The sequence below is a fragment of the Dyella sp. SG609 genome (assembly GCF_012275375.1).
In the GTDB taxonomy this organism is placed as follows: domain Bacteria; phylum Pseudomonadota; class Gammaproteobacteria; order Xanthomonadales; family Rhodanobacteraceae; genus Dyella_D; species Dyella_D marensis.
Genome location: NZ_JAAZQJ010000012.1, coordinates 65,940 through 82,309 on the forward strand (window position 1 = coordinate 65,940; position 16,370 = coordinate 82,309).

The window sequence follows — 16,370 nt, forward strand, 5'->3', positions numbered from 1 at the left end:
CCAGCCATGAACGCCGTCACCGCCACGCTCACGCCCACCCTGCAACGTTACGCCGAGCTGGATCAGCGCCTGCTGGCGGCGGTGAAGGCCATCCGCATCCTGCCCACCGTGGCCTGGCCGGCCACTTTGGAAAACCGCCTGATCGCCGCCTTCACCAAGGGCGATTTCAGCCTGCCGCAGGTCGACTACCCGCGCCCGGACCTGTCCGAGGCGCGCGCCGAGCTGGCCAGGATCGAACGCGAGGCCGGCCACGACGACCCGATGGGCGAATACCTGTGCCGCACCGCCGAGTCCTGGCGCATCGCCGCGGAAATGCTCGAGGCGGTGGGCACGGCCGGCTTCACCGCGCCGTCGATCGTGCTGTACGGCCGCCCGGGCGACCCGATCCCCGGCAGCGACCGCAGCAACCTCGATGCGGCGCGCTACTTCGTGGAGCTGTCGGACGAACTGGGCTCGGACCTGCCCGGCGACGACGACAGCGCCACCATGCAGGCCGACGTGCTGCGCGCCGACCTGGCCGCCACGCTGGACCGGTTCTTCGGCGAAGGCGTCATCAACGTCGAGGTCGACGACGAACTCACCGCCAAGGCCGCGGCCGGCGCCACCCGCATCCGCCTGCGCGGCGGCACGCGCTTCAGCGAGTACGACCGCCACCAGCTGCTGGCCCACGAGGCCTACGTGCATTCGCTGACCGCGCTCAACGGCCGCGCCCAGCCGGTGCTGGCCTCGCTGGCGCGCACCTCGCCGCGTGTGACGGCCACGCAGGAAGGGCTGGCGGTGTTCGCCGAGCTGATGTCCGGCGCGATCGACATCGCGCGGCTCAAGCGCATCAGCCTGCGCATCCTGGCCATCGACATGGCGCTCAACGGCGCCGACTTCGTCGAGGTCTACAAGTATTTTTCCGACTGCGGGCAGAACCCGTTCGACAGCTTCCACTCGGCCCAGCGCGTGTTCCGCGGCGTGCCGCTGGACGGCGGCTCGGCCTTCGCCAAGGACAACGTGTACCTGAGCGGCCTGCTCACCGTGCACACCTTCTTCCGCTGGGCGCTCAAGCAGCGCCGCATGGACATGCTGCGCCACCTGTTCGCCGGCAAGCTGGCGCTGCACGACGTGCTGAGCCTGCAGCCGCATTTCGAATCCGGCGCGATCGTGCCGCCGCGCTGGCTGCCGCCATGGATGCAGCACGTGCACGGCCTGGCCGGCAAGCTGGCGTTCTCGCTGTTCGTCAACCGCATCCATATGGGACGGGTGCAGGCCGAGAGCCTGTCATTGAGCCTCTAACACATTCGGGCTAAGCGTCCGCCACGCGCCATGCGGCGTGGCTTAATGCCGCACATCCGCGCTCGCCATACGCGTACGTTCTTGCGCATTGCGCAAGGGAATCGCACCGGCGCGGTGCTAACATCCCGCGATGTTGCCGCCAGCGGCACTCCTATCCCTCCGCATCTCCAGCGAATCGCGCACCCATGGCACTCCCCGAAGAACTTCGACTCGCCGCCCTCGAATACCACCGCCTGCCGCGCCCCGGCAAAATCAAGGTTTCGGCCACCAAGGCCATGGTCACCCAGCGCGATCTGTCGCTGGCTTATTCGCCCGGTGTGGCCTACGCCTGCGAAGCCATCGTCGAGGACGCCAACGCCGCCAGCGAGATGACCGCGCGCGGCAACCTGGTGGCGGTGATCACCAACGGCACCGCGGTGCTGGGCCTGGGCGACATCGGCCCGCTGGCCGGCAAGCCGGTGATGGAAGGCAAGGGCGTGCTGTTCCAGAAGTTCGCGGGCATCGACGTGTTCGACATCGAGATCGACGAGCGCGACCCGGACAAGCTGGTCGACATCATCGCCAGCCTCGAGCCCACCTTCGGCGGCATCAACCTGGAAGACATCAAGGCGCCGGAGTGCTTCATCGTCGAGCGCAAGCTGCGCGAGCGGATGAAGATCCCGGTATTCCACGATGACCAGCACGGCACCGCGATTATCGTGGGCGCCGCCGTGCTCAACGCGCTGGAAGTGGTGGGCAAGAAGATCGAGGACGTGAAGCTGGCCACCGCCGGCGCCGGCGCGGCCGGCATCGCCTGCCTGGACATGCTGGTGGCGCTGGGCCTCAAGCCTGAGCACATCCTGGCCTACGACCGCGAAGGCGTGCTGTACACCGGCCGCGACCAGATGGACCCGGACAAGCAGCGCTATGCGCGCGACACCAAGGCGCGCACCCTGGCCGAGATCGTCGACGGCGCGGACATCTTCCTGGGCCTGTCCGCCGGCGGCGTGCTCAAGCCCGAGATGGTCGCCACCATGGCGCGCCAGCCGATCATCCTGGCGCTGGCCAATCCGAATCCCGAGATCCTGCCGGAGGACGCCAAGCGCGTGCGGCCGGACTGCATCATCGCGACGGGCCGTTCGGACTATCCGAACCAGGTCAACAACGCGCTGTGCTTCCCCTATATCTTCCGCGGCGCGCTGGACGTCGGCGCCACCGGCATCAACGAGGCGATGAAGACCGCCTGCGTGCGCGCCATCGCCGAGCTGGCCCGCATGGAAGCCGGCGACCTGGCCAGCGCCTACGGCGGCGACGTGCCGACCTTCGGCGAGGAATACCTGATCCCGCGCCCGTTCGACCCGCGCCTGCTGGTGATGCTGGCGCCGGCGGTGGCGCAGGCGGCGATGGATTCGGGCGTGGCCACGCGTCCCATCACCGACATGGACGCCTACAAGGAAAAGCTCGGCCAGTTCATCTACCGCACCGGCCTGCTGATGAAGCCGGTGTACGAGCGCGCCCGCGCCGACCGCCAGCGCGTGGTCTATGCCGAGGGCGAAGAGGAAACCGTGCTGCGCGCCGTGCAGACGGTGATCGACGAGCGCCTGGCCTTCCCGATCCTGATCGGCCGCCCCAGCGTGATCGAGACGCGCATCCAGCGCCTCGGCCTGCGCATGAAGGCCGGCGTCGATTTCGAGCTGACCAATATCGACGACGATCCGCGCTTCAACGAGTACTGGCAGCAGTACCACGCGCTCACCGAACGCCGCGGCGTGTCGCCGGCGGCGGCCAAGAACCTGCTGCGCTCGCGGCCCACGCTCATCGCCGCGCTGATGGTCGAGCGCGGCGAGGCGGACGCGATGATCTGCGGCCTGGTCGGGCGCTTCCACAAGAAGCTCGGCTACCTGCGCAGCGTGTTCGGGCTGGACCCGGGCGTGCAGTGCACCTCGGCCATGACCGGCGTGATCAACGACCAGGGCGCCTGGTTCTTCCTGGACACCCACGTGCAGGTCGACCCCACCGCCGAACAGATCGCCGAGGCCACCCTGCAGGCCAGCTACCGCCTGAAGCTGTTCGGCATCGAGCCGAAGGTGGCGCTGCTGTCGCATTCCAACTACGGCAGCCACGACAACCCCAGCGCGGCGAAGATGCGCAAGGTCTACGAGCTGCTGAAGTCGCGCCTGCCGAAGCTGGAGATGGACGGCGAGATGCAGGCCGACACCGCCTGGGACGAGGGCCTGCGCACGCGCATGTTCCCCAACACCACGCTGACCGGCCGCGCCAACCTGTTCGTGATGCCGAACCTGGACGCCGCCAACATCACCTACAACATGGTGCGGGTGATGACCGACGGCGTGGCGATCGGCCCGATCCTGATGGGTGTGGACAAGCCGGCGCACATCCTGACCCCAGCCTCGACGCCGCGCCGGGTGGTCAATATGACGGCGATTGCGGCGGTGGATGCGCAGATCCGGGCGCAGCAGAAGAGCCGCTGATGCTGTGAGCCCCTCTCCCCGTTTACCAATTTGTGCACGGGGAGAGGGGTTGGGGTGAGGGTACGGCCGGAGCGCAAGAGTGAGGTGCACCGCTCCGGCCGAACCCTCATCCGGCTGCCGCCACCTTCTCCCAGAGGGAGAAGGGTTCCAGCTTCAAGGTTTATCGAGAACCGGCGCTCACCACGCCGGTTCTTTTTGCCATTTCTAAATAAGCCCCAGCCCCCATGCGGCCCCGTATCGACCCCCGTCGAATTGGCGGCCCGACCCCGCCGGAGCTAAACTCGGACGGTTCCCGCATCCCCGATGCACCACCTGCAGCCGCGCCGGTTCCCGGCGTCGCGGAGAGAAGACTCCCCATGGATCAGCTCGACGACATCCTCCACCAGGACCTCGACCCCACCGAAACCCAGGAATGGGTCGATTCGCTCAATGCGGTCATCAACCACGACGGCACCGAGCGCGCGCACTACCTGCTGGAAAAGATGGTCGACTCGACCCGTCGCGCCGGCGGCTACCTGCCGTTCAATCCCACCACCGAATACGTCAACACCATCGCCCCGGCCAACGAGGCGAAGATGAGCGGCGACGCGGCGATCGAGTGGCGCATCCGCACCCTCGTCCGCTGGAACGCCATGGCGATGGTGGTGCGCGCCAACCGCAAGCCGGGCGAACTGGGCGGGCATATCGCCAGCTTCGCGTCCTCGGCCACGCTGTACGACGTGGGCTTCAACCATTTCTGGCGCGCACCCAGCGCCGACCACCCGGGCGACCTGGTGTTCCACCAGGGCCATTCCAGCCCGGGCATCTACGCGCGCTCCTTCCTGGAAGGCCGCATCGGCGAAGACCAGCTCGACCTGTTCCGCATGGAAGTGGCGGGCAAGGGCCGTGGCCTGTCCTCGTACCCGCATCCGTGGCTGATGCCGGATTACTGGCAGGCGCCCACCGTGTCGATGGGCCTGGGTCCGATCCAGGCCATCTACCAGGCGCAGTTCTGGAAGTACCTGGAGCACCGCGGCCTGGTGCCGAAGTCCGACCGGAAGATCTGGTGCTTCATGGGCGACGGCGAGACGGACGAACCCGAGTCGCTCGGCGCCATCTCGCTGGCCGGCCGCGAAGGCCTGGACAACCTGGTGTTCGTGATCAACTGCAACCTGCAGCGCCTGGACGGCCCGGTGCGCGGCAACGGCAAGATCATCCAGGAGCTGGAAGGCGTGTTCCGCGGCGCCGGCTGGAACGCCATCAAGGTGATCTGGGGCAGCTACTGGGATCCGCTCCTGGCGCGCGACAAGGACGGCGTGCTGCAGAAGCTGATGATGGAAACCATCGACGGCGAATACCAGGCCTGCAAGGCCTTCGGCGGCGCGTACACGCGCGAGCATTTCTTCGGCAAGTATCCGCAGACGCGCGAGATGGTCGCCAACCTCAGCGACGACGACATCTGGCGCCTCAACCGCGGCGGCCACGATCCGCACAAGGTCTATGCGGCCTACCACCAGGCGGTGAACACCAAGGGCATGCCCACGGTGATCCTGGCCAAGACGGTGAAGGGCTACGGCATGGGCGCGGCCGGCGAGTCGCAGAACCCCACGCACCAGCAGAAGAAGCTGGACGACGAAGCCGTGCGCCACTTCCGCGACCGCTTCAACATCCCGGTCACCGACGACAAGCTCAAGGACGTGCCGTACTACCACCCCGGCAAGGACTCGCCGGAAGTGCAGTACATGCTGGAGCGCCGCCGCGCGCTGGGCGGCTCGCTGCCGCAGCGCCGCCGCACCTCCGACGTGAAGCTGAAGGCGCCGGAGCTGTCGGCGTTCGAGCAGATCACCAAGGGCACCGGCGAGCGCGAGATCTCCACCACCATGGCCCTGGTGCGCGGCATGAACCTGCTGCTGCGCGACAAGCAGATCGGCGAGCGCATCGTGCCGATCGTGGCCGACGAGGCGCGCACCTTCGGCATGGAAGGCATGTTCCGCCAGATCGGCATCTACGCGCCGTTCGGCCAGAAATACCGCCCGCAGGACGCCGACCAGCTGCTGTACTACCGCGAAGACCAGAAGGGCCAGGTGCTGCAGGAAGGCATCTCCGAGGCCGGCGGCATGGCCGCCTGGATGGCCGCGGCCACCAGCTACAGCATCAGCAACCAGCCGATGCTGCCGTTCTTCATCTACTACTCCATGTTTGGTTTCCAGCGCATCGGCGACCTGGCCTGGGCGGCCGGCGACATGCGCGCGCGCGGCTTCCTGATCGGCGGCACCTCCGGCCGCACCACGCTCAACGGCGAGGGCCTGCAGCACGAGGACGGCCATTCGCACCTGCTGTCCGGCGCGATCCCGAACGTGAAGTCGTACGACCCGACCTTCTCCTACGAAGTGGCGGTGATCATGCAGGACGGTACGCGCCGCATGCTCCAGGAGCAGGAGGACGTGTACTACTACATCACCGTGATGAACGAGAACTACAGCCATCCGGACCTGCCGGCCGGCGTGGAAGAGCACATCATCAAGGGCATGTACCTGTTCAAGGACGCCGGCAAGCCGAAGAAGGGCGAGCCGCGCGTGCAGTTGCTCGGTTCCGGCACCATCCTGCGCGAGGTGATCGCCGCGGCCGAACTGCTGGAGAAGGATTTCGGCGTCACCGCCGACATCTGGTCCGTGCCCAGCTTCAGCGAAGTGCGCCGCGACGGTTTCGACGCCGAGCGCTGGAACCGCCTGCATCCGGAAGCCGAACAGCGCGTGCCGCACGTCACCGCCCTGCTGCAGGGCCGCCAGGGCCCGGCCATCGCCGCCACCGACTACGTGCGCGAGTTCGCCGACCAGATCCGCGCCTTCGTGCCGGACGGCATGCGCTACACCGTGCTGGGCACCGACGGCTTCGGCCGCTCGGACACGCGCGAGCACCTGCGCGGCTTCTTCGAGGTGGACCGCTACTGGATCGCCCAGGCCGCGCTGTCGGCGCTGGCGAAGGAAGGCAAGGTCAATCCGAAGGACGTGGCGCGTGCCATGAAGGAGTACAAGCTGGATCCGGAGAAGCCGAATCCGCTGTACGTCTGATGCGCAAGCGTTGAGAGAAGTAACAAAAAACCCGCCGGAAGGCGGGTTTTTTTATTCTGTCGCGTCACCCGCCGGAAGGCGGTTTTTTTTTATTCTGTCGCGTCACCCGCCGGAAGGCGGGTTTTTTGTTTAGCCGTCTGAACGCCGGGATCAATCGTCGTCGCGGAGCGCCCGGCGCAGCAGCAGGAAGGCGCCGATGGTGCCGGCCACGATCGCCGCGGTCGCCACCGGATGGCGGCTCACCTGGCGGCGCAGGCGGCGGTACTGGTAGTTCGCCTCGTCGGCGATGTCCTCGGCGGCGTGCGAGAGGCGGCGGGCGTAGTCGACCTTGTCGCGGCCGAAGCGGCGGCGCAGGTTGCGGCCGCGCTCGACCAGGTCGTCGGCGTGGCTGCCCGCGACGTCCGCGTAATGGCGTGCGCGGTCGCGCATCTGGTCGCCGATGCCGTTGATGGTGCTCTCGATATCGCGTTGACGGCCCATGGCAGTTCTCCTCCGATGCAGGGTTAAAGACCATGCCAGCGCCATCGTGAGCGGTGCGTAAACAGCGCCGGCAAGGTTCAGCAAAGTGCTTGATTCGCCTTCAGTCCACCATCGAATAAGGGCCGCCGCGCTCCAGCGCGCGGCGATACGCCGGCCTCGCATGGATGCGCTGGAGGAAATCCCACAGGCGCGGATGGCTGGCCGCGGTGAGTCCCGCGCGCGAGGCGGCGGCCTCCACCGGGAAACTCATCTGGATATCGGCCGCGCCGAACTGCTCGCCGCCGAACCAGGGCGCCTTGGCCAGCTCGCCTTCCAGATAGGCCAGGTGGTTCTTGAGCTGCGGATCGACGAACACCCGCTGCACCTTGCCGGCGATGCCGCGCAGCAGCGGCTTGACGAAGAACGGCGCCGGGTTCCTGGGCAGGCGCTGGAACACCAGCTTCAGCAGCAGCGGCGGCATCGCCGAACCTTCGGCGTAGTGCAGCCAGTACGTGCTGCGCAGGCGCTCCGGCGTGCCCGGCGCCGGCAGCAGGCGGCCGTTGCCGTAGCGGTCGGCGAGGTATTCGATGATGGCGCCGGACTCGGCCAGGGTCAGCTCGCCGTCGGTGATCACCGGCGACTTGCCCAGCGGATGGATGCGGCGCAGTTCCGGCGGCGCCAGCAGGGTCTTGGGGTCGCGCTGGTAATGCTTGATCTCGTACGGCAGCTCCAGCTCTTCCAGCAGCCACAGGATGCGCTGCGAGCGGGAGTTGTTGAGATGGTGGACGGTGATCATCGGATTCCCTTCATGGCCGGCGACGTGGCATTACAGCGTATTGGCCGCATGTTCGCCCGCCTCGGCGGGGTCCGGTTCCGCATGCAGCTTCTGGCGCCGGCGCAGGGAGGGGAACATCCACATCCACAGGCCCACCACCACCAGGGTGCCGATGCCGCCGATCAGCGTGGCGTTGACGGCGCCCAGCCAGGCGGCGAGCAGGCCGGATTCGAACTCGCCCAGCTGGTTGGAGGTATTGATGAAGATCGCATTGACCGCGCTCACCCGCCCGCGCATGTCGTCCGGCGTGTCCAGCTGCACCAGCGCGCCGCGGATCACCATGCTGACCATGTCGAACGCGCCCAGCGCGAACAGCGCCACCAGCGAAAGCCACAGCCAGGTGGACACCGCGAACACCAGCGTCGCCACGCCGAAGCCCGCCACCGAGGCGAACATCAGCGTGCCCACGCGCCGCTCCAGGTTGTGCCGCGCCAGCCATACCGACATCAGCAGCGCGCCCACCGCCGGCGCCGCGCGCAGCAGGCCCAGGCCCCAGGGGCCGGTGTGCAGCACGTCCTTGGCGAAGATCGGCAGCAGCGCGGTGGCGCCGCCGAGCAGCACGGCGAACAGGTCCAGCGAGATCACGCCGAGCACGTCCGGCCGCGCGCGGATGAAATGCACCCCGGCGAACAAGGTCTTCAAAGTGGCCGGTTCGCGCTTCGGCTGCGCCTGCTCGTAGCGCAGGCGGCTCATCAGCAGCACCGCGGCCAGATACAGCAGCGCGCACACCACGTACACCACGCCGGGGCCGGCCACATACAGCAGGCCGCCCAGTGCCGGGCCCATGATCATCGCTGCCTGGCCGGCCGAACCGTTCACCGCCATCGCGCGGCCCAGCAGCGCGGGCGGCACCAGCGCCGGCAGCATCGACTGCATCGCCGGAAACTCGAAGGCCTTGGCCACGCCGATCACGAACACCAGGGCCAGGATGCCGGCCTCGTGCGCCGCATGCAGCAGGCTGAGCGCGGCGAGCACGGCGATTGCGAGCAGGTCGACGATCTGCCCCAGCAGCACGATGCGCCGCCGCTCGAACTGGTCGGCCACGTGGCCCGCCGGCAGCGCCAGCACCACGGAAGGAATGAATTGCACGAGGCCGATCAGGCCGAGGTCGAGCGCGCGGCCGGTGATCTCGTAGATCTGCCAGCCCACCGCCACCGAGAGCATCTGGAAACCGAAGCCGGAGGCGATGCGCGCGAACCAGAACTGCACGAAGGCGGGGTGCTGCCACAGGGAGGCGGCGGAGGTCGAGTTCGACATGGGAGTCCTTGCCGGGGATCGCGCATTGTAGTCGCGCTGCCCGGCCCGCTTGACGCCATCGTGCCGCCGATTTGATCCGCGATTGCCCCGCGCGCCGCTACGGTGGGCGCAAGTTCCAACGCGGAGAGCACGCATGGCCCGGTCCGCCGAACATGTCTACACCGATGAACCCACCATCCTGGCCCTGGAAGCGCTGGTGCGCGAACTGCCGACCAACGGCCGCGTACGCCTGGAGCTGACCAATGGCGACCGCTGCGAGGGCGTGATCGTCGAACGCCCCAACGTGCAGCTCTATCTCGACCCCAGCGACCGGCGCGAAGGCATCAACGGCGAGCTGCGCCTGGAGCGCCCGGAGGCGCCGGATTGGCAGCGCCGGGTCTGGCTGGACGAGATCGCGCGGGTGGAGCATCTGGATTCGACGATGGGCAGCGAATGCTGACCACGCCTCGCCGCTGGCGTAGGTTGGGGTGAGCCACAGGCGAACCCCAACATGGCGGGATCGTGCGGGTTTGTTGGGGTTCGCTGCGCTCACCCCAACCTACGCGTGGCGGGTGAATCCGTCCGCGCTCCAGGCTTCGCTGCCCACGCCGTGGTGCACGAAGAACAATCCATCCGGATCGTAGCGACGCTTCGCCGCCGCCAGCCGCGGATAGTTGGAGCCCCAGAAGCGCTGCTGCCAGTCGCGCAGGAAGTAATCGCTCTCCGACACGTAGGAGCCCGCCTCCGGCGCCACCTTCAGCAAGGCCTGCATGGCCTGGTCGATCTTCCGCGACTGCTGGCGCGCCTGGGCCAGCTCGGGCGCGCCGCCGGGCATGCCGGCGAAGGCCGGTTCGCCGCCGCTGGCGCAGATGGCCAGCGCGAAGGCTTCCAGCATGCCGGGGTTGGTCGCGGTGTCGCGGGCGCGTTCGATCGCGTCGGCCGGCGCGCCGGCCAGTCCCTTGTTGAAGTGCAGCGCGTAGTCGAAGTGCTGCGAGGCGGCGAACAGCGCATCGGCCAGCACGTCCTGCCGCCCGGGCTGCAGCAGCGCGGCGGGCATCCAGGCCGACTGGTAGGAGTGGATGAACCAGCCCACCTGGTCGCGGTCGCCGCGCCAGATCATGTGGTGCGCCGGCGCGCCGGGGCGGTCGTCCGGCACGATGTATTCCGGCGCGTGCTTGCGGAAGAACACCGCATCCCAGAAATGCCGGGCGGGCAGGGCGATGGCGTGGACCGGTTCGGCCACGGTGTATTCCGGATGCTCCTTCAGCCAGGCCAGGAAGGGCTCCCAGGTCTGCTGCGCCTGTTCCTGGGTCAGGCCCTGGAACACCATCGAGATCTTCAGCGTGTCGCCGTCGCGGAAGGCCACCTGCTCGCCCCAGTGCGGGTTGAACAGCGCCTCGCGGTAGAACGCCACGAAGCGGCGGATCAGCGCGTGGAACGCTTCGCGCGAAGAGGCCTTGATGCGCCCCATCACGGCGCCGAAGAACTCCGGCAGGTCGAAGGTGCGCAGGGTCAGCCGCGTCACCACGCCCAGGCTGCCGCCGCCACCGCCCTTGATGCCCCAGAACAGTTCCGGATCGTTATAGGCATTGACCACCCGCAGCTTGCCGTCTGCGGTGACGATCTCCGCCTCCAGCAGGTTGCCGGCCGCGCTGCCGAAGCCCTTGGAGAAGCTGCCGAAGCCGCCGCTCTGGACCAGCCCCGCCACGCCCACCGTGGCGCAGCCGCCGCCCTGCACGTAGCGGCGGGCCTGGGTGGTGACCGCGTCATAGGCGTCGATCCACAGCGCGCCGGACTGCACGCTTACCGCCGGCAGCGGCGCGGCGCGGCCGGCGGCGCCCTGCGGCACGAAGGCGTCGTGCAGCTCGATGCGGTTCATGCGGCGGGTCCACACCAGCAGCGAATCCGGCGCCTCGGAGGTGCCCTGGTAGCTGTGGCCGCCACCCTTCACCACCAGGCGCAGGCGGTGCTGGCGGGCGAAGTTCACCGCGGCGGCGACGTCGGCCGCGCTCTCGGCCGCCACGGCATAGGCACTGGGCTGGGAGGTCCAGGCGTCGGCCCAGCCGCTGGTCTGGGTCAGGGCGGGGTCGTCGCCGAGGGCGAACGGGTTGTCCAGCTGCTTCAGCGCCTGCGTGCAGGCGGCGGACGGACATTCGGCGAACGGCGAGCGCGGCTGCAGCAGGCGGCCGCCGACCTGGCGGCGCAGTTCGTCCCATTGAGCTGGAGCCGGCCAGCCGGGCTGGCCGGGGCGGACGCGCTGGAAGGCGAGCGGGCCGGCCAGCACATGGGCCGCCCTGGCGGACGGGAGCGCCCCGGCGCGCAGCGCCAGCGGCAGCAGCGGAAGGGCGAGGGAAGCTTTGAGCAGGTCGCGGCGGTTCATGGGAGTGGCTGGCTCGTGGAAGGCGCGGCGGCGCCGGATGCCACCCATGCTGTGCGGCGGGCGCCAGGCAACCCAGCGCCAGGTGATTGATCGCGGGCTGCAAGGGACGAATGGCGGACCGTGGTGACGAGCCGCCCCGCCCGTAGAATGCCGGCCATGCAAAACCGACCCAGCTTCGACGCCGGCTTCGACTACCGGGATTTCCAGCGCTGGCGCCGGCCGGTGGTGTGCGCGTTCTGGGTGCTGGTCACCCTGCTCAATACGACGTTCAACGCCATCGTCGCGCGGATGGACAACCCGCGCCTGCCGGCCTGGGAACCCTGGACCTGGGAGTGGAGCAGCGGCCTGCTGATCCTGGCCCTGATCCCCGCCGTGCTGGCGGTGGAGCGGCGCTGGCCGTTCCGCCTGGACAGCTGGCGCGCCAGCCTGCCCTGGCACCTGCTGGCCAGCGTGCCGTTCAGCCTGCTCCACGTGGCCGGCATGGTGGCGCTGCGGGGCGTGGTCTACGCGGCAATGGGCCGGCATTACGACTTCGGCAGCTGGTGGCCGAACTTCGGCTACGAATACCTCAAGGACGTCCGCACCTATTTCCTGATCATCGCCCTGGTCAGCCTGGCCCGGCTGTGGCTGATGCGCTGGCAGGGCGAGGCGCGCCTGCTGGCCGAGCCCGACGAAGGCCCGCCGGTGGAACCGGTGGAGCGGCCGGAGCGCTTCCTGGTGCGCAAGCTGGGCAAGGAGTTCCTCGTCAACGCCAGCGAGATCGAATGGCTGCAGGCCTCGGGCAACTACGTGAACCTGCACGTGCGCGGCCGCGACTATCCGCTGCGCAGCACCATGGCCGGCATCGAGGAGCGCCTGGACGCGCGCCGCTTCCTGCGCGTGCACCGCAGCTTTGCGATCAACCTGGACTACCTGGCCGAGATCGAGCCGCTGGACGCTGGCGAGGCGCGCCTGCGCATGCGCGACGGCGCCGTGGTGCCGTGCAGCCGGCGCTACCGCAGCCAGCTGCGCGAGCGCTTCGGCGACGCACCGGCCGGCGCCTGAGCGGTTGCGCCTGGGGGCGCGCCGTTTCACTCTTGGCTTCTTTCCAATTCACGGGTACCGCCGATGAACCTGCCGCGCCTTCGTCCCGCCGTCCTGGCCGCTTCGTTCGTTTTCGCCGGCGTGCTGGCCGGCTGCTCGCCGTCCGGCGGCGACCAGGCCGCCGCGCCGGCGCAGGCGCCGCAGGCCGACGAGTCGGCGCAGAAGCTGGAGACCTACCGCCAGCTGCTGCGCATCCATAACGACGAGATGGCCACCTCGATGGGCAAGGAGATCGTCAGCCGCTACCCCAGCAGCGAGGCCGCCAAGGAAGTGCAGCAGACCCTGCCGGAAGTGGAAAAGCGCTGGAAGGAAAACAGCGAGAAGAACCGCCTGCAGGGCCTGTGGCTGTACCAGGTGTCGCCGATGGCCGGCGGCACGCAGTCCACCGCCACCATCTACAGCAGCCAGCCTTCCGGCAACGACCGCGTGCGGCTGGTGCTGCGCCGGCACACCGAGTGGGGGCAGAACGCGTTCCTGTATGCCGGCGGCGAGCATGGCTTCGTGTGCAAGGGCAACTGCACGCTGAAGGCCGTGGTCGACGGCAAGGACACCGGCATCAAGGCCTTCGCGCCCAGCACCGGCGAGCCGGCGCTGATGATCCGCGACGACAAGGCCTTCATCGCCCTGCTGGAGAAGTCGAAGAAGATGTCGATCGACGTCACCATGCAGGACGGCGAGAAGAAGCTCACCCTGGTGTACGAAGTCGGCGGCTTCGACGCGGACAAGTGGCAGCCGGTGGGCAAGGGCGGCGCCAGGAAGAAATAACGCGAGGTGCACCGCGGAAGGCGCCGCGCGTTCCGATGCGGGTCTCCTTCCACTGGAGGACATGCCATGTTCGCCCACCGTGTTCTGTTCGCCGCCATCGCCGTGCTCGGCATGGCGGCATGTTCCAGCGTGCCGTATGCGCAGCGCATCGGCGCGCGCCAGGCCGCCTACAGGGAAGCCGCGCGCGATCCGGTGCGCAGCTTCCGTTTCTTCGAGCTGTATTCGTGGGAACCGCTGGGCGACAGCCAGCTGGCCATCTATACGCGGCCGAACGAGGCGTACCTGGTGAGCGTGATGGGGCCGTGCCCCGATCTGGAATTCACCGACGCCATCGGCCTCACCTCCAACTTGAACGAAGTGCAGGTGCGCTTCGACAAGGTGCTGACCGGGCGACGCGACATCCCCTGCACCATCGGCGAGATCCGCCCGGTGGACCTGGCCAGGCTCAAGTCGGTGGAGCACGAGCAGCGCAAGATCCAGTCCGCGCAGCGCGCGGCCGCCGCGGCGGACCAGCCTTCGCCATGAACGAGCCGCAGATCTTCTGCCCGCGCTGCGCCTGGCGCCCGCAGGGCGAGGACCGCTGGCAATGCTCGCCGCGCATGGGCGGCTGCGGCACGGTGTGGAACACCTTCTGGACCGCCGGCGTCTGCCCCGGCTGCAGCTATCGCTGGCAGATCACGTTCTGCCCGTCGTGCCGGCAGTTCTCGCCGCATGAGGATTGGTATCACTGGCCGGAGGGCAGTGCGCGGGAGCGCGAGCGGGAGCTGGAAGTGGGGCGCGACTGAGCGCCACCTACTGTCATCCCGGCGTAGGCCGGGATCCAGTAGCGCCAGTAGCCGGTTGTCGAAATAACGCCCAAGTCAGTCTTTGGACGTCCAAGCCATCGTGCCGTCTTTCGCTACTGGATCCCGGCCTGCGCCGGGATGACGCCTGGACGGCGTCAGTTGAGAAACAGCTTCTCCGCAATCTTCGCCAGCGGCTTCTCCACCATGCCCTGCACGCGCGGCGGCAGGTCCAGCGGCTTGAGCAGCATCTTCACCGTCATCTCGGCGGGGATGTTGCGGCGGAGCAGGGCCTGGGCGCGGCCGGTGATGCGCTTGAACTCCGCCTGGTTGTCCACGTGCTGCGGATAGCACTGGTTGAACACGTGGCGCAGCGCGATGTCGCTGTCCTCGCTCTTGATCTCGTTGACCCGGCGCAGCAGGGTGCGGAACACCTTGTAGCGGCCGAAGCCTTCGCGTTCGCGGTATAGCCGGTAGTGCTGGTAGAAGTGCTTGTAGTGGCGCACTTCGTCGCTCTTGATGTGGTTGGTGAGCTGCTTGAGCACGGGCTCGTCGGTGATGTCGTTGAGCGCGCGGTACAGGCTGGCGGTGCCGGTTTCCACCACGCAGCGCGCGGCCAGCTCCAGGCCGCGGCTGGGTTCGAGTTCGTCGGCGGTGCAGACCTTGCCGTATTCGTCCCAGAACGACTGGAAGCCGCGCTCCCAGTCGAACTCCGGCCACACCTTGCGCACATAGGCGGCGAGCGCGCGGCCGTGCTGCAGTTCCTCGTGTTCCCAGTGCTGGCTCAGCCAGGTCTGCAGGGCTTCGTCGCCGGCGAAGTGGTCGATCAGGTTATGCGTGTACAGGTCCGAGCCGCTTTCCACGAAGGACGCGCTGCACAGCAGGAAGAAAAGGTCTTCGTTGTGGCGGACGCGCTCGAATTCGATGCGGTCCAGATCCAGGCTGTCCAGAGTCCAGGGCAGGGTGGTGTTGTAGCTCACGCGGCATTTCCTGTGCGGGCCCGGGCCGTTCGGAGCGGGGCGCGCGCCGGCCTGGCATGACTGTTATATGACAAAGCATACGACGAGAGCGGGGTCCGGGATTAATGACTGCCGACCTGGACGCGGCATGGGGCACGGCAAGAAGTTGCGCGCTCCGCTCCTGGCGGCCTCAGCGCACCACCGTCACCGGCACGTGGGCCCGCGCGAGCATATCGTCGGAGACCGAGCCGAGCAGCCAGCGCCCCAGCGCGCCGCGCTCGGTGTGGCCGATCACGATGTGGTCGATGCCGTGCCGACGCACCTGTTCCAGCAGCACCTCGCCGGGGCAGCCGGACATCACTTCCACGTCGATCAGTCCGGCCGCGTCGGGCAGCAGGGCGCGCACTTCGGCCAGCAGTTCGCCGGCGCGTTGCGCGCCGGAATCAGCCATCAGCAGGGCGCAGGTATCGGCCGCGCCTTCCACCAGCTTCACCGCGTTGACCACCCGCACGCGGCCGCCGCAGGCCTGGGCCAGGGCCACCGCGAAGCGCAGCGCGCGCTGCGAGGAAGGCGAGCCGTCATAGCCGACCAGCGTGTACTTCATGGGCCGCCTCCTCAGGCGGGTGGAGCCTGGAACTCAGTAGGCGACCTGCCGGCAGCGCCGTTCGACATGCGTCTTCTTGGTCTGCTGGTTTTCCTGGATCTTCTTGCCCGCATAGCCGCCGCCGACGGCGCCGGCCACGGTCGCGAGCGTCTTGCCCTTGCCGCCGCCGACCTGGTTGCCCAATACGCCGCCGGCCACGGCGCCGATGGCCATGCCGGCGATCTGGTGCTGGTCCTTGGGCTGGTCCTGCACGGTGACGTTCTCGCACACGGTGCGCGTGCGCGGCTTGCTGGTGGAGTTCTGCGCATGCACCGCGCTGCCGGCGCACAGCAGGCAGGAAAGGCCGAAGGCGAGAGCGGTCCGCGTGTTCATGGCGAGTCCTTATCGGTTCCGGTGGAGCAAGAGTTTGCGCGGACTTCCGTTAGCGGTAGATCAAGAACACACGTTTTGCACGCGGCTCTCACG

At 68.3% G+C, this 16,370-nt stretch carries 15 protein-coding genes; 8 read left to right on the top strand and 7 right to left on the bottom strand.

All coding sequences use genetic code 11. From position 1 onward, the window contains the following. The first annotated feature begins 6 nt into the window (after positions 1 to 6). The 3 genes from FHW85_RS18495 to aceE all read left to right on the top strand — a co-directional run bounded on the left by FHW85_RS18495 (position 7) and on the right by aceE (position 6,802). Positions 7 to 1,281 (top strand): flavohemoglobin expression-modulating QEGLA motif protein, encoded by a 1,275-nt coding sequence (locus FHW85_RS18495; protein WP_168649235.1) that lies wholly within the window; start codon positions 7 to 9, stop codon positions 1,279 to 1,281. 185 nt (positions 1,282 to 1,466) lie between these two features. Further along, positions 1,467 to 3,752, top strand: coding sequence for an NADP-dependent malic enzyme (locus FHW85_RS18500; RefSeq protein ID WP_168649236.1), 2,286 nt, complete (start codon positions 1,467 to 1,469; stop codon positions 3,750 to 3,752). A gap of 356 nt (positions 3,753 to 4,108) precedes the next feature. Continuing rightward, on the top strand, positions 4,109 to 6,802 hold the full coding sequence (gene aceE, locus FHW85_RS18505; RefSeq protein ID WP_168649237.1) for a pyruvate dehydrogenase (acetyl-transferring), homodimeric type: 2,694 nt from the start codon (positions 4,109 to 4,111) through the stop codon (positions 6,800 to 6,802). 150 nt (positions 6,803 to 6,952) lie between these two features. Here the strand turns inward: aceE and FHW85_RS18510 are convergent, their stop codons facing one another. The 3 genes from FHW85_RS18510 to FHW85_RS18520 form a co-directional block, all read right to left on the bottom strand. Further along, positions 6,953 to 7,282 (bottom strand): hypothetical protein, encoded by a 330-nt coding sequence (locus tag FHW85_RS18510; protein ID WP_167252677.1) that lies wholly within the window; start codon positions 7,280 to 7,282, stop codon positions 6,953 to 6,955. A 100-nt stretch (positions 7,283 to 7,382) separates the two neighbouring features. Beyond that, positions 7,383 to 8,057 carry a glutathione S-transferase gene (locus FHW85_RS18515; RefSeq protein ID WP_168649238.1) on the bottom strand — a complete coding sequence of 225 codons (675 nt, stop codon included), beginning with the start codon at positions 8,055 to 8,057 and terminating at the stop codon, positions 7,383 to 7,385. Between the two features lie 30 nt (positions 8,058 to 8,087). Beyond that, complete coding sequence (locus FHW85_RS18520) at positions 8,088 to 9,353, bottom strand: MFS transporter (RefSeq protein WP_168649239.1); 1,266 nt, start codon at positions 9,351 to 9,353, stop codon at positions 8,088 to 8,090. Between the two features lie 133 nt (positions 9,354 to 9,486). Between FHW85_RS18520 and FHW85_RS18525 the strand changes: the two genes are divergently transcribed. Then, positions 9,487 to 9,792 carry a DUF3247 family protein gene (locus tag FHW85_RS18525; RefSeq protein ID WP_167252674.1) on the top strand — a complete coding sequence of 102 codons (306 nt, stop codon included), beginning with the start codon at positions 9,487 to 9,489 and terminating at the stop codon, positions 9,790 to 9,792. Between the two features lie 99 nt (positions 9,793 to 9,891). Here the strand turns inward: FHW85_RS18525 and FHW85_RS18530 are convergent, their stop codons facing one another. Next, positions 9,892 to 11,712 (bottom strand): FAD-binding protein, encoded by a 1,821-nt coding sequence (locus FHW85_RS18530; protein WP_168649240.1) that lies wholly within the window; start codon positions 11,710 to 11,712, stop codon positions 9,892 to 9,894. Between the two features lie 156 nt (positions 11,713 to 11,868). Between FHW85_RS18530 and FHW85_RS18535 the strand changes: the two genes are divergently transcribed. The 4 genes from FHW85_RS18535 to FHW85_RS18550 all read left to right on the top strand — a co-directional run bounded on the left by FHW85_RS18535 (position 11,869) and on the right by FHW85_RS18550 (position 14,345). Next, positions 11,869 to 12,756, top strand: a complete 888-nt coding sequence (locus tag FHW85_RS18535) for a LytTR family DNA-binding domain-containing protein (protein WP_168649241.1) — start codon at positions 11,869 to 11,871, stop codon at positions 12,754 to 12,756. Between the two features lie 63 nt (positions 12,757 to 12,819). Next, a complete protein-coding gene (locus FHW85_RS18540; RefSeq protein WP_168649242.1) occupies positions 12,820 to 13,560 on the top strand; it encodes a hypothetical protein in 741 nt (246 codons plus the stop codon). A gap of 66 nt (positions 13,561 to 13,626) precedes the next feature. Beyond that, positions 13,627 to 14,085, top strand: a complete 459-nt coding sequence (locus tag FHW85_RS18545) for a DUF6491 family protein (RefSeq protein WP_167252670.1) — start codon at positions 13,627 to 13,629, stop codon at positions 14,083 to 14,085. Continuing rightward, the gene (locus FHW85_RS18550; protein WP_168649243.1) at positions 14,082 to 14,345 is read left to right on the top strand and encodes a hypothetical protein; all 264 of its coding nucleotides are present in this window, start codon (positions 14,082 to 14,084) and stop codon (positions 14,343 to 14,345) included. The genes FHW85_RS18545 and FHW85_RS18550 overlap by 4 nt, the downstream gene beginning before the upstream one ends. Before the next feature lie 155 nt (positions 14,346 to 14,500). Here FHW85_RS18550 and FHW85_RS18555 read toward each other — a convergent pair whose 3' ends face one another. The 3 genes from FHW85_RS18555 to FHW85_RS22580 form a co-directional block, all read right to left on the bottom strand. After that, complete coding sequence (locus FHW85_RS18555) at positions 14,501 to 15,322, bottom strand: ferritin-like domain-containing protein (protein ID WP_167252668.1); 822 nt, start codon at positions 15,320 to 15,322, stop codon at positions 14,501 to 14,503. Positions 15,323 to 15,491: 169 nt separating this feature from the next. Further along, entirely contained in the window at positions 15,492 to 15,905 is a 414-nt protein-coding gene (locus tag FHW85_RS18560; RefSeq protein WP_168649244.1) for a universal stress protein, read from the bottom strand. Between the two features lie 33 nt (positions 15,906 to 15,938). Further along, complete coding sequence (locus FHW85_RS22580; protein ID WP_168649245.1) at positions 15,939 to 16,277, bottom strand: glycine zipper 2TM domain-containing protein; 339 nt, start codon at positions 16,275 to 16,277, stop codon at positions 15,939 to 15,941. Positions 16,278 to 16,370: the final 93 nt, after the last annotated feature.

What these genes read in the sequence shown, in the direction of transcription:
- FHW85_RS18495 (WP_168649235.1), top strand. Translation starts at nt 7, where the DNA reads ATGAACGCCGTCACCGCCACGCTCACGCCCACCCTGCAACGTTACGCC.
- FHW85_RS18500 (WP_168649236.1), top strand. Translation starts at nt 1,467, where the DNA reads ATGGCACTCCCCGAAGAACTTCGACTCGCCGCCCTCGAATACCACCGC.
- aceE (WP_168649237.1), top strand. Translation starts at nt 4,109, where the DNA reads ATGGATCAGCTCGACGACATCCTCCACCAGGACCTCGACCCCACCGAA.
- FHW85_RS18510 (WP_167252677.1), bottom strand. Translation starts at nt 7,282, where the DNA reads ATGGGCCGTCAACGCGATATCGAGAGCACCATCAACGGCATCGGCGAC.
- FHW85_RS18515 (WP_168649238.1), bottom strand. Translation starts at nt 8,057, where the DNA reads ATGATCACCGTCCACCATCTCAACAACTCCCGCTCGCAGCGCATCCTG.
- FHW85_RS18520 (WP_168649239.1), bottom strand. Translation starts at nt 9,353, where the DNA reads ATGTCGAACTCGACCTCCGCCGCCTCCCTGTGGCAGCACCCCGCCTTC.
- FHW85_RS18525 (WP_167252674.1), top strand. Translation starts at nt 9,487, where the DNA reads ATGGCCCGGTCCGCCGAACATGTCTACACCGATGAACCCACCATCCTG.
- FHW85_RS18530 (WP_168649240.1), bottom strand. Translation starts at nt 11,712, where the DNA reads ATGAACCGCCGCGACCTGCTCAAAGCTTCCCTCGCCCTTCCGCTGCTG.
- FHW85_RS18535 (WP_168649241.1), top strand. Translation starts at nt 11,869, where the DNA reads ATGCAAAACCGACCCAGCTTCGACGCCGGCTTCGACTACCGGGATTTC.
- FHW85_RS18540 (WP_168649242.1), top strand. Translation starts at nt 12,820, where the DNA reads ATGAACCTGCCGCGCCTTCGTCCCGCCGTCCTGGCCGCTTCGTTCGTT.
- FHW85_RS18545 (WP_167252670.1), top strand. Translation starts at nt 13,627, where the DNA reads ATGTTCGCCCACCGTGTTCTGTTCGCCGCCATCGCCGTGCTCGGCATG.
- FHW85_RS18550 (WP_168649243.1), top strand. Translation starts at nt 14,082, where the DNA reads ATGAACGAGCCGCAGATCTTCTGCCCGCGCTGCGCCTGGCGCCCGCAG.
- FHW85_RS18560 (WP_168649244.1), bottom strand. Translation starts at nt 15,905, where the DNA reads ATGAAGTACACGCTGGTCGGCTATGACGGCTCGCCTTCCTCGCAGCGC.
- FHW85_RS22580 (WP_168649245.1), bottom strand. Translation starts at nt 16,277, where the DNA reads ATGAACACGCGGACCGCTCTCGCCTTCGGCCTTTCCTGCCTGCTGTGC.